Genomic DNA, 12,910 nt, shown 5'->3' with positions numbered 1-12,910 from the left:
TTTATCATAGAAGAACCTTCTAAACATTATTTTACAGAAAAAGTTTCATACTCTCGGCAAATCCCGGCTTTGTTCTTATCGGTTTTCCAAATTCTTTGACCGCCGGTATTCCAATGGCGATAGGCCGAATTGTTTTTTGAAAACTGATGCAAATTTGCTTTGATTCATATAGCCGACCAACTCTGCTATTTCTGCAACGGACAATCTTGTAGAAGTCAGTAACTCTGCAGCTTTTTTCATTCGGACTTCCCGTAGATAGATGGAAATATTTTGACCAAAAACGCCACGAAAATAGTTTTTTAAGCTGGTTTCGCTGACAGAAAACTGAGCTGCCAATTCCCATGCAGGATGATGTTGCCGCAAATCGGAAGTGATAATTTTTTCAACACGTTTTGCTATATCTACCTGTGTTTCAGTAAAAAATGTGCAGGCTTGCGATGGGGGGATATTGTTAAGATTTTGTAGTAATGAAAATAGAGCCAGAACATAGATCTTCATTTGAGAAATCGAAAACGGAGGCACAATATCAAAAAGTTCCCAGAGCTTAATCAATATTTCTTCAACTTCAGGAGTAACTGCTGAGATATAAGTGTTATCGTTTGGGCAAAAAAGTTCAATGATTTTAGGAATGTCTATGCCAAACTCTTTTTGTATCCATGTACTCTCTGTTGCCAGTGTATTAGTATCAACAAAAAGCTCCATTCCCTCATAGATACGGCGAGGATAGACATATTGCTTTTGGGCAAAACACTCCGTGAGAGAAATATCTCCATCTTTCACATATACAAAGTTTCCGTTATTCAAGATAATCTCGCAACGGCCAGTCACGCAATAGTTTAGGAGCAAAGGCCCTTTTTTAATGAAACTATCTTCACCCAAATTTGGAGCTGCCCACGTCGGAGAATTTATAAAAATATACGCAATAGTAAGTCCGGGGAAAAGTTGAAAAAACGTCATAGACCCTTTTCCTTCCTTAGTTTTCATAAGTAGTTCTGCGTTGAACTCGCTACGTTTTATTGAAACGCCGGGAATTTCAATACATTTTCTAATAATATCATCAATCTTCATTTTTAACTCCTGTCGATTTGTCTGGCTCATTGCCCTTGATTTTAATCATATTATAGAATTGTAAGCGAAGTCAGTCAATAAAAAAACTCGTTGCTGTTTGGAGCCAAAAAGATGATTGGTTGTAGAGAGCTACTGCTAACTATGGTATCTTATAGAGAGGTTAGAAAACGCTAACCAGCAAATGAATGGAGGTATTCGTTATGAGTAACAAGTTACAAGCAAAAGACCTGATTAACCTCGGCCTTTTCACCGTTCTCTACTTTGTGATTGGCTGCTGTGTCGCCATTCCCGTCGGCTTTGTACCTATCTTTTTGCCGATCCTCGGAGCATTGTGGTCTTTGATTACCGGCATCCCGTTCATGCTGTTCTTGACCAGAGTTAAAAAATTCGGCATGGTTACAATTATGGGAATTTTAAGCGGCCTGCTGATGGGGCTGACTGGTATGGGATTTTGGGGTGTACCGATGGGCGTGATTTTTGGGCTGCTGGGAGATCTGATCTTGAAATCCGGCGGTTATAAAAGCGCCAAGAAGAGCCTGATCGGGTATGCGGTGTTCAGCCTTTGGATGGTTGGTACATATATCCCCATGTATTTCATGGTTGAGGATTCCTGGGCCAGTTTTGCGGCCAGCTTTGGTGAGGAATACGCTGACAGGGTAATGGCTGTTATGCCTATGTGGAGCATTATTCTGGTAATCGCCGGAATCTTCATTTTTGCGATCCTGGGCGGACTTTTAGGTAAGGCGCTTCTGAAAAAGCATTTTGCTAAAGCGGGCATTGCGTGATGAACGGGCTATCATTTTCAGCAACAACCGAAAAAAGAAAAGGAATCCTGCTTGATCCCCGGACAAAGCTCATTCTGCTGCTGACGATTACAACACTGATGTTCAGTACCAGTAACGAAGGAATTATGAACATCGTTAAGCCGTGTCTAAGCCTTGTCCCCTTTGCTCTGATTTTGTCGGAACGCCGTTTCAAAACAGCAGGAAAATATCTGGTGCTATATGCGGTTTGCTTTATGCTGGAACGGATTGCCCTTACGAGTTTGAGCGGATTACTCTCGTTCATCGTGCTGGCAGTGACATCTATCATGACGCGGTTTGCGCCCGGCATTATGACAGGTGCCTATCTGATCTCATCTACTTCGATCAGTGAGTTTATCGGCGCAATGGAGCGTATGCACATCACGGAAAAAATCGTGATTCCAATGTCTGTCATTTTTCGCTTTTTCCCAACCATCAGCGAAGAATATCAGGCCATCCGGGATGCAATGAAAATGCGGGGCATACGATTCGGCGGGAAAAATCCTTTCCTGATGTTGGAATATCGCCTTGTTCCTTTGATGGTGTCCGTTGTGAAGATTGGTGATGAACTTTCTGCTGCTGCGTTGACACGGGGGCTTGGAGCCACCGTTAAACGTACAAACGTGTGCCAGATCGGTTTCCATGTTCAAGATTTGATTGCGATTCTGTTTTGCGTTATCTGTTTTGCCTTGTTTTTGTTTCAGCAGCAGATTTCTTTTTGACGGGAGGGGGTGAACCTATGATACGGATTGACCATGTGACTTTCTCTTATGGAGAAGAAAACGAGAACGCTGGTGGAGTCCATGATATAAATCTGACCGTAGAGGACGGTCAATGCGTCGTACTTTGCGGCGAAAGCGGCTGTGGAAAAACGACAATTACCAGGCTGATCAACGGTCTGATTCCCCATTACTATGAAGGAAAAATGAATGGAGAAGTGTGGGTAAATGGGGCAAAGGTTTCGGAACAGCCCCTTTATGATACCGCGAAAACGGTTGGTAGCGTGTTTCAAAACCCCCGCTCACAATTTTTCAATGTGGACACAACCAGCGAAATCACATTCGGATGTGAAAATCTCGGCCAGCCGGAGCAAAGTATTCGGGAACGATTAGATAAGACCATCCGGGATTTCCGCCTGGAGAAATTGATGGGACGCAATATCTTTCATCTCTCCGGCGGGGAAAAGCAAAAAATTGCCTGTGCCGGGGTATCCATCATGGAGCCGGATGTGCTGGTTATGGATGAGCCGTCATCCAACCTGGATGCTTCCTCTATCCTGGATCTGAGAGCAATACTTGCGTTTTGGAAGTCGCAGGGGAAAACAATTATAGTGTCAGAGCATCGGCTCTACTATCTGCGCGGTCTTGCGGATCGTTTTATCTATATTACCGGCGGAAAGGTGGAAAAAGATTACTCCGCAGCGGAGTTTGAGAGCCTGACGGAGCAACAGAGAGCCAAGTTGGGGCTGCGTACCTTTATTCTTGAAGATTTGTTGCCGCCGAAAGCATTGCCCCAGGCCGGTCAGCAAATGGAACTTCACAATTTCTGCTTTGCCTACAAAAACGAACCGGAAACGCTGCACATCCGGGAAAGTAAAATCCCCGCAAATCGTATTGTCGGGATCATCGGGAATAATGGAGCTGGAAAGTCCACCTTCTCCCGGTGTTTCTGCGGCCTTGAAAAGCGCTGCGGTGAGGTGATCTGGAACGGCAGAACTTATCGGCCTAAAGACAGACTAAATACCTGCTACATGGTGATGCAGGAAGTCAATCACCAGCTTTTCACGGAAACTGTGCTGGATGAAGTCCTGATCAGTATGGAGGAGGAAAATCAGGAGTGGGCTGAGGAAATTCTTGCCGAGTTAGATTTAATCGGCTTCAAAGACAGACACCCTATGTCCCTTTCCGGCGGCCAAAAGCAGCGGGTAGCAATTGCCTCGGCAATCGCCTCCAAGCGTTCTATCTTATTTTTTGACGAACCGACCAGCGGTCTTGATTACAAACACATGAAAGAGGTTGCCAATGTCTTGAAACAAGTCAGGGATGCAGGCATTACCTTGTATGTCATTACCCATGATCTTGAGCTGCTTTTAGATTGTTGTACGGATATTGTCCATTTTGAGGACGGTTCCATCATCGACAAATTTCAAATGGATGAGGCCGGTCTTGAAAAAATCCGAAACTATTTTATAAAGGGGGTGCCTACAAAATGAAGGAAGAAAAGAAAGAGTCGCCCATAGGCGTCTTATGGGGATGGGGCAAGCCCTATCACGGGAAATTCATCGGCAGTATTATCCTTGCGGTATTAGGCGTGGCCTGCCAGATGGTGCCCTATTTCTGCGTGGCGCATATTGTCACACTGATGCTGTCGGGAGAGCAGGATTTTTCCAGTTATATGACGGCCTGTATCGTTGCATTGTGCGGTTATTTGGGAAAGGTTGTTTTCGCCAATCTTTCAACAGTCATTTCCCACACAGCGACCTATTACACGCTGCGTGATCTGCGGGAGAATATCACCGCAAAGTTGGCTCGCGTCCCGATGGGGACGATTTTAGATACTCCGTCCGGCCAGTACAAAACGACGATTGTTGACCGGGTGGAGGGAATGGAGCCGACCTTTGCACACCTGATCCCGGAAATGACCGCAAATGTGCTGGTTCCTATTGTGATTGTCGTGTACCTGCTTATTCTGGACTGGCGTATGGCGCTTTTGTCCCTTGTCACTCTCGTGGTGGGCCTTGTGGTTATGTCCGCCGGTATGAAAAACTATCCCGTCAAGTGGGAGGGTGCTGTCAAGGCAGGCAAGCAGATGACAGACGCCATCGTGGAATATATCGGAGGCATTGAGGTGGTGAAAGCGTTCAGCCAATCCGCCGGTTCCTACAAAAAATATTCTGACGCGGTGAATTACAACGCCAACTACTATGTGGACTGGATGCGGGAAAATCAGAAAACCATGAGCGCCTATAACGCCATCCTGCCCTCGGTGCTGATCTGCGTACTGCCCTGCGGCTTTTCGTTCTGGCTCTCCGGAAGCCTGGAACTTTCCACCTTCCTGTCCATTGTGATTTTCTCTCTGGGCCTTGTTGGGCCGATTATTGCGGCCTTTACCTTTACGGACGATTTGGCTGTACTGGGGACAAATGTGGAAGAAATCAGCCAGCTTCTGAACGCCGAAGAACTGAACCATAAAGAAACGCCAATCAAGCTGGAAAATACCGGAATTTCTCTTAGGTCTGTGTCGTTTTCCTATGACGGGACAACAGAGGTTTTGCATGATGTGAATCTCGCCATCCACCCCGGAACCATGACCGCCCTTGTAGGGCCGTCCGGCTCCGGCAAGTCTACGGTGGCGAAGCTGATTGCCGGGTATTGGGATGTTACATCCGGCAGCATTACCCTCGGCGGCCATGAGCTGAAGGATATGCCGCTGTCTGAAATTGCAGACCAGATTTCCTATGTATCTCAGGACAACTACCTGTTTAACCGCAGTATCCGGGAGAATATCCGCATGGGAAGACCCAGTGCCACGGACGCAGAGGTGGAGCAGGCAGCCAAACAAAGCGGCTGCGACGCCTTTATCCGCAAGCTGGACAACGGCTATGATACGGTTGTCGGCAGCGCCGGTTCCCATCTTTCCGGCGGTGAACGCCAGCGGATTGCCATCGCCCGCGCCATGCTGAAAAATGCGCCGGTTGTCATTTTGGACGAGGCAACTGCCTATATCGACCCAGAGAATGAGGCGCTGGTGCAGAAAGCCATTTCCACTTTAACTGTCGGCAAGACCCTGATTGTGATCGCACACCGGCTGTCTACCATTGTTGGCGCAGATAACATCGTTGTGGTGAAGGATGGAACCATCCACGCACAGGGTACGCATGAGAAGCTGCTGGAAACCTGCCCCCTCTACCGGGATATGTGGCAGGCGCACATCGGCGCGAAAGACCAGATGTAAGGGGGTGTTGTCAGATGTATGGAACATTGAAAAAAATCTTTGCTTTTGCAGGCAGCAAAAAGGGGCTTCTAAAAAAATCCCTGTTATTTTCATTCCTGTCCGGGCTGTTTTCAGCCATGCAGTTTGCCGCCCTCTTTGTAGTGATCGGCGCGTTAGTATCTGACAACCGGGACGGAAAGTTTATCTGCATTTCGCTGGGAATTATGGCCGTTTCCCTCATTGGGCGTATCATCACGACCTATTTTTCCACGATGGAGCAGACGGAAACCGGCTATTGCATGGTGGCGGAAAAGCGTATCCACATCGGAGATCGGCTGCGCTACATCCCGATGGGCTACTTCAACAAGAATAGTATCGGGAATATTACCGCCATTGTCACAACAACTTTGGGTGATGTAGAGAACTCAGCAGCCCGTGTCCTGGTGTCAGTGCTGGGCGGTTTTTTCAACTCGGTTGCCCTCGTCATCGTCCTGTTGGTATTTGACTGGCGGATCGGTCTTGTGGCCGCTGCCGGTGTCCTGATTTACCTTGCGGCGGCGGAACTGGCGCTTCGCAAATCTGCCGCGCTCAGCGGGGTACGCCAGCACACACAGGAGTCCCTTGTGGAGTCTGTGTTGGAGTACATTCAGGGGATGGGGATTGTCAAAGCATTTGGACTGGAACAGGACAGCACGCAGTCTATCGGCAGTGCAATTAAGGCGAGCTGCCGGGATAACCTGAAATTGACAAAGGCCAGCGTTCCCTATGACGCTATCAAACAGGCTGTTGTCCGAGTGTTCAGCGTCCTGTTGCTTTTGGCCTCGGTCTGGTTCTGGCTGGACGGCTCCCTGCCGCTGGTCTACGGTCTGATTTTGGTGATTGCTTCTTTCATGGTGTTCAACGATTTGGAGAACGCCGGGAATATGGCCTCTTTGCTGCAAATGCTGGCGGCCTCGATGGATACGGCAAACTCCATTGATGACACGCCGGTAATGGACGAGAAAGGCGCTGATATTACGCCGAAGTCCAGCGAGATTGTGTTTAACAAGGTGGATTTTTCCTACGCAGACCGTAAGATATTAGATCAGGTCAGCTTTACCATTACCGAAAAAACGACTACGGCCATTGTCGGCCCTTCCGGGGCAGGAAAGACAACGATGTGCAACCTGATTGCCCGTTTTTGGGATGTGAATGCCGGGAAGATTACCATAGGCGGTACGGATGTACGAGATTTCAAGCTGGACAGCCTGATGAAGAATATCTCGATGGTGTTCCAGAGCGTATACCTCTTTGCAGATACGATTGAGAACAATATCAAGTTTGGCTGCCCGGATGCTACCCATGAACAAGTGGTTGAAGCGGCGAAAAAGGCTTGCTGCCATAACTTTATTTCTGCCCTGCCGGATGGCTATGACACCGTGATTGGCGAGGGAGGCGGTACTTTGTCCGGCGGCGAGAAACAGCGGATTTCCATCGCCCGCGCCATGCTGAAGGACGCACCTATCATCATTTTGGACGAGGCAACAAGCAGCGTTGACCCGGAGAATGAGGATGAATTGCAGCGGGCTATCGAGGCATTGACCCATGACAAGACCATCATCATGATTGCCCACCGTCTGAAAACCGTCCGCAACGCCGATCAGATCCTTGTACTGGACAACGCTCATATCGTCCAGCGCGGCACTCATGCGGAGCTGATCCAGCAAAAGGGCCTGTATGCCGATTTTGTATCGGCCAGACAGGAGGCCATCGGCTGGAAGCTGGCTCAGTAAAGGAGGACTTATGAACCTTTATGCATCTGGAGAAGATTTTTTAGAAGCAATTTTGGTTCTCTATAAAAAATTTGGAAGCGTCCGCTCGGTAGACATCGCTCGACATATGGAAGTATCAAAGCCCAGCGTATGCCATGCGGTTAATATTTTAAAAGAAGGGTTTTTAACTATAGATGAGAATCACTTTTTGTACTTGACGAGTCAAGGGAAAGTGGTAGCTGAAAAAATTTATGAGCGACACCGCTTTTTTACGGAAGAACTAATAGAAGCTGGCGTGGATCCACGACAGGCAGAAACAGATGCCTGTAAAATGGAACACGTAATTAGCGATCAGAGTTTCCCAAAATTGAAAGAACAGAAAGAAAAAAATAGATTATTACTGAATTTGTTTACGGCCTATGTCGTAAAGTCCGTAGAAGGGAAAAGGACGACTGAAATTCAAAACGCAATATCCAGACTGGTAAAAGGCAAGACGGTTCTTATTATCGTTACGAATGTTTATACAAAAAGAAAGAACATGAATGCATGAACAGAAGGAAACGGAGAAGCCGCATTCTGAATATGTGCAAAGGAAAGCTTTGTGCCAGCTGATTTGTAAAAAACTTGAGGATATAGGAACAATCACTGTAAAATAGTATCAGGAAGTATTAAAAAATATCCTTTATTAAGTGAGCTGTATACATTAACCAAAGATTTTTGTAACGTTATATTCTCAAAAAATGCTGCAAAATTAGACGAATGGATCAATACAGCACAAAAATATGATATTCCTGAATTTCAAACATTTATAAACGGTGTAAAAAAGGACTTAACTGCTGTAAAAAACGGAATCATATATTCGTATAATAACGGCTTGCAGAAGGTAGTGTAAATAAAATCAAAGTTATAAAACGAATAATGTATGGCAGAAACAGTTTTGAATTATTGAAAGCGGAAGTGTTATGCAGAAGTGTTGGTATTCATTGGAATAATAATGGGGTATTTTAATCATCCATTATGGGAGCTTATATTTTCTATATTTGGAAATTTAGCGGTATTTATTTGTTTTGTGATAGTGGTTCTATATAAGAAGAAACGTTGACTCATCTTATAGAATACGAAAGGTGTTTTTGATGAATAGATATCGTAAATCTTTGAATGATCCAAATACAAAATATAGAAAAAGTGCGATTGACGCCAACAATATCTTGTGTTAATATGATTGTGAGATTTGTATTTGTATCTGTAAACACAGATAAGAAACGCTGGTTCCGGATCTGACCGGAAGTAAAACATTAAGGAGCCAAAAGCCTCCTGCCTTTGTAATAAATAAGGTCATTTAGAATGAAAATTTCTAAATGGCCTTTTTTTGTTGCAAAAATATGGCAGACAACAAGTACAGATCAGCAAATAAGGAAAGGAGGATCACAAAAAAACACAAGGAAACTCAGAATGCAAGGAGGGCGTTATGAAACGAAAAAAGATGGAAAAGGAGGTCGTGCACCTTCTTGAATGGATTATCGAATATCCAGGAGTATGGCAGATTGTATGTAATCCAGATGGAAAGGAAACTTCGCCTGAATCTTTTAAGATGGCATATGATATGCTGGTCAAAAAATCTCTGTTTTATCTGATACCGGTATTGTTTGCAACACATCCGGGAGAAGAATCACTGGAGATGGCAAAAAATTTATGTACGGCTGACTCTGCTGCCCGCGAGATCCGAAAAAATGGTATGGGAGCATTAGTCAAATGTATGCGGGAACATCTGGAATGAAACTGGAAAACTTTATAAGGTTATGGGAGGACAATTATGAACAAATCAATCATGATGGGACGAGTAGTAAATGAGCCTGATTTACGCTACACACAGACAGAGAATGGAGAACTTGCCATCGCAAACTTTCGCTTGGCGGTAAACCGGAAATTTGTACGAAGAGGAGATCCGGAAGCAGATTTCTTCAGCTGTACGGCTTTTGGCAGAAAAGCAGAGTTCGCGGAAAAATATTTGTTTAAGGGTATCAAGATTCTGGTAGAAGGTCGTATGCAGAATGACAACTACAAGAATCGGGCTGGTGAAAATGTCTACGGCATGCGGCTTATGATAGAAGAGATTTCTTTTGCAGAAAGTAAGAAAGCTTTAGAATCTGGAAATGACGAGCGGGAAGAGCCGGAAAGAGAAACAAGGGCATCTTCTAATCGAAACCGTTCTGACCGTGCAGAAAACCAGCGTTCAGCTTCCAGAAGCACTAGAAGTGAAAGAGCAGCAGAAATGGATGACCGTGACTATGACAGGGAACGTGAAAGTGGAAGATACAGAAACAATACCAGGACAGATGCATCAGATGATAGACGGAGATCAAATTCTGGCGGGACAAGATCCAGAGGAACTTCGGCAAGAAGCCGGGAGCGTAGTCAGGATATTGATGACCGGTACATGGAAACAGATGATGAAAAACTGGATTTTGACTGAGCAAATCATAGGAGGAAATGCTTATGATAGAGAAAATGAACAAATGGTTGTCTGCACATAAACAGCTGTGCGTGATAACTGGAATTTTTGGTCTGTTAGTATCACCATTTTTATGGCCGGTATTTCTGGCAGTGATCATACAGTCCCTTTCATTAGTCATTCCGGTTGCAGCAGGATTGTTTTTCTATGAAAAATTTATTATGAAAAAGGACAAGGAGGAAACGAATGAGAATGATGATGACAATAAGCAGCAAAAAAAACATGCAGATGCCCGTAAAGTACATGCAGATGCTGAAAAGACCGAGGATTTACCGAAAAATCATGAGAAGGGATCGGAAACGGTAAATTTCGATAATCAGGAGAAGCAGGCAAGATGCAGGGCACAGGCTGCCATATGGTACGAAAAGGAAGGCTTTGAGCGGATCCAGGCGATTCGGAAAACTCTGGAATCTGAAAATCGAAACCGTTTTTCAGTAAACAGGGAAGGAATCTGCAGTATTTCCATTGGAAAAAGGAAATATCGAAGGATTGGAATTTTAAAAGGTTATCCTTTTGGACAGACAGAGGTGATCCGGGAAAAACTAAAGAAGGATGGTTTCATCACCAGTATGGGATGCAATAATTATCTCTGGATTTCATGGTAGAGAGGAGCTGGAACATGAGCATTTGCTGTAAAGCCATCCGGCGGATCTATTATAATGCAGGAAGTGGATATACGGTAGCTTCCTACATGACCAATGAAGATTTACCGGAGGAAGTAAAAAAACAAAAGAATGGAAATTATGGAATATTTCAGGCATTTGGAACCGAACTTCCGACAAACGAAGGCCTGGATGTGGAACTGACGGGAGACTGGAAACCCACAAAATATGGAATGCAGTATAGTGTGAGCAATTTTTCAGTAACCATGCCAACCACAAAAGAAGGTATTCGGACTTATTTGTCGTCATCCCTGATCAAAGGGATCGGACCGGCAATGGCAGCCCGCATCGTGGAAACGTTTGGGGAAGACACACTGAATGTTTTTAATGACAGCCCGGAGAAACTTCTTCAGGTAAAAGGAATTACCCAGAAACGCTTAGATGATATTTTGGAAGGATATCAAAAAAGCAGTTCTATCCGGGAACTGATGATGTATTTGTCCCCTTTTGGCGTGACTCCTGCAAAAGTTTCAAAAATACAGGAAAAATTTGGTCCTGCTGCAGTTATGATCGTGAAAGAGGATCCTTTCCGGCTCTGTGAGATTCATGGATTTGGATTTCTGACTGTTGACCAGATTGCAGTAAAGGCAAAACATTTCCGTGCAGATGATCCCCTTCGTATCAAAGCTGCTATTCTGCATATTATGTCAGAAGCAGAAGGCGAAGGACATTTGTATTTAAAAAGAGAGGACATCATTGAACGTGTCGAAAAACTTTTAAATCATAACAAAGATGTTTCAACGGTCTCTGAACGGGCAATCCGGGATGCAGGCAATGATATGATCCATACAGATGGGAGCCTGATCTGCCACGATGGAGGGTTTTATACACGCAAAAGCTTCCAGGCCGAACTGGGAGCTGCTGCTGCATTAGTCAGGCTTCATATGCAGACTGGAATGGCTGTAAATGTTGACCGTATTTTAAGAAAGATCCAGAAAGAACAGGATATTATTTTGAATGCGAAACAGCAGGTGGCAGTAAAAAATGTCTTTGAAAACCCGGTATCCATCATTACAGGGGGACCCGGCAGAGGAAAGACTACGGTGATCCGTTTCATCATTGCTGTACAGGAAGCATTGGATAAAAATGCGGTGATCCTTTTATGTGCACCTACAGGCATCGCCAGAAGGCGAATGCGGGAATGTACAGAGTATCCAGCAATGACGATCCATAAATCCATAGGGCTTACCGGAGAAGCTGGAGAGGAAGAATGGAAGAACGAGCAGCCAATTCCAGATGACCTGATCATAGCAGATGAGTTCAGCATGGTCGATATGTATCTGGCGGACAAACTGTTTGCCAGTATTAAATCCGGTGCCAGACTGGTCCTGGTGGGTGATAAAGATCAGATCGAATCCGTAGGGCCTGGAAAAGTATTTCAGGAGATCATTGATTCCGGCGTATTTCCGGTAACTGTCTTAGATGAATGTTTCCGACAGGAAGGGAATTCCACCATCAGCCAGAATGCCATTAAGATCAATAAGAATCAGCTGGATCTGGTGTTTGATGATACCTTTCAGTTTATTCCGGCTTCCACACCGGAGGAGGCTTCGCGAAAGATACAGAAAATCTATCGAAAAGAAGTACTGCAGAGAAACGGTTCTCTGGAAGAAGTGCAGGTGATGTCACCGCTTCGAAAAGATACGGAAGCAGGTACGGATGCATTGAATCTGGTATTGCGTGACATTGCGAATCCAAAGCGTTTCGGTTATCCGGAAATCACAAATGGCAGGAATACTTACCGGGAAGGTGACCGGGTCATGCAGACAAAAAACAACGATGAAGTAGCAAATGGCGACATTGGAGAAGTCATAGGGATTTTTCGGAAAGATCAAAAAATGGTCATGCGTGTAGATTTTGGGGATGGCCGGGTCATGGAATATCAGGAGGAAGACTATTGGCCGCTGACACTGGCATATGCGATTACGGTACATAAGGCTCAGGGCAGTGAATATCCGATGGCAATCCTTCCAATGCTTCCATGTTTCCGATGGATGCTTCGCAGAAACATTTTCTATACAGCAGTAACAAGAGCCAGAGAAAGGTTTATAATTGTGGGAAGCAAACGTGCAATCGCACAGGCTATCCGGACGGATTACATCAGCCGGCGAAACACCATGTTTGGGTACCGTATCCGAAAAATATATGAAGCAATCCTGGAACAGGAAAAGAGCGCATAAA

The 12,910-nt window shown here is 45.1% G+C and carries 11 protein-coding genes and 1 pseudogene; 11 read left to right on the top strand and 1 reads right to left on the bottom strand.

The features are described 5' to 3' along the window. Positions 1-75 precede the first annotated feature (75 nt). Positions 76-1,068, bottom strand: coding sequence for an AraC family transcriptional regulator (locus NE638_RS15500; protein ID WP_114001657.1), 993 nt, complete (start codon positions 1,066-1,068; stop codon positions 76-78). A 200-nt stretch (positions 1,069-1,268) separates the two neighbouring features. On the opposite strand from NE638_RS15500, the gene NE638_RS15495 reads away from it, so the two are divergent. The 11 genes and pseudogenes from NE638_RS15495 to recD2 all read left to right on the top strand — a co-directional run bounded on the left by NE638_RS15495 (position 1,269) and on the right by recD2 (position 12,909). Next, positions 1,269-1,853: an MptD family putative ECF transporter S component gene (locus NE638_RS15495; RefSeq protein WP_118037278.1), complete on the top strand. Its 585-nt coding sequence runs from the start codon at positions 1,269-1,271 to the stop codon at positions 1,851-1,853. Further along, entirely contained in the window at positions 1,853-2,593 is a 741-nt protein-coding gene (locus NE638_RS15490; protein WP_114001656.1) for an energy-coupling factor transporter transmembrane component T, read from the top strand. Before NE638_RS15495 ends, NE638_RS15490 begins: the two co-directional genes overlap by 1 nt. 17 nt (positions 2,594-2,610) lie before the next feature. Beyond that, positions 2,611-4,083 carry an ABC transporter ATP-binding protein gene (locus NE638_RS15485; protein WP_097791634.1) on the top strand — a complete coding sequence of 491 codons (1,473 nt, stop codon included), beginning with the start codon at positions 2,611-2,613 and terminating at the stop codon, positions 4,081-4,083. Then, positions 4,080-5,825 carry an ABC transporter ATP-binding protein gene (locus tag NE638_RS15480; protein WP_173746631.1) on the top strand — a complete coding sequence of 582 codons (1,746 nt, stop codon included), beginning with the start codon at positions 4,080-4,082 and terminating at the stop codon, positions 5,823-5,825. The genes NE638_RS15485 and NE638_RS15480 overlap by 4 nt, the downstream gene beginning before the upstream one ends. A gap of 14 nt (positions 5,826-5,839) precedes the next feature. Beyond that, on the top strand, positions 5,840-7,576 hold the full coding sequence (locus tag NE638_RS15475; protein ID WP_173746629.1) for an ABC transporter ATP-binding protein: 1,737 nt from the start codon (positions 5,840-5,842) through the stop codon (positions 7,574-7,576). Between the two features lie 10 nt (positions 7,577-7,586). After that, positions 7,587-7,949, top strand: a pseudogene (locus NE638_RS15470) (metal-dependent transcriptional regulator); the annotation flags it as partial. A gap of 258 nt (positions 7,950-8,207) precedes the next feature. Beyond that, entirely contained in the window at positions 8,208-8,447 is a 240-nt protein-coding gene (locus NE638_RS18470) for a transposase (protein ID WP_110925869.1), read from the top strand. Between the two features lie 576 nt (positions 8,448-9,023). Then, positions 9,024-9,332, top strand: a complete 309-nt coding sequence (locus NE638_RS15465; protein WP_015525087.1) for a hypothetical protein — start codon at positions 9,024-9,026, stop codon at positions 9,330-9,332. Between the two features lie 36 nt (positions 9,333-9,368). Continuing rightward, the gene (ssb, locus tag NE638_RS15460) at positions 9,369-10,028 is read left to right on the top strand and encodes a single-stranded DNA-binding protein (protein WP_110925771.1); all 660 of its coding nucleotides are present in this window, start codon (positions 9,369-9,371) and stop codon (positions 10,026-10,028) included. Positions 10,029-10,051: 23 nt separating this feature from the next. After that, positions 10,052-10,672 (top strand): hypothetical protein, encoded by a 621-nt coding sequence (locus NE638_RS15455; RefSeq protein ID WP_117593958.1) that lies wholly within the window; start codon positions 10,052-10,054, stop codon positions 10,670-10,672. A gap of 14 nt (positions 10,673-10,686) precedes the next feature. Then, positions 10,687-12,909 (top strand): SF1B family DNA helicase RecD2, encoded by a 2,223-nt coding sequence (recD2, locus tag NE638_RS15450; RefSeq protein WP_202031313.1) that lies wholly within the window; start codon positions 10,687-10,689, stop codon positions 12,907-12,909. Position 12,910 lies beyond the last annotated feature (1 nt).

It is taken from the genome of Blautia sp. MSK.18.38 (assembly GCF_024460535.1).
In the GTDB taxonomy this organism is placed as follows: domain Bacteria; phylum Bacillota; class Clostridia; order Lachnospirales; family Lachnospiraceae; genus Blautia_A; species Blautia_A fusiformis.
The sequence above is the reverse complement of the archived record's forward strand: the minus strand, read 5'-3'. Positions and strand labels throughout refer to the sequence as shown.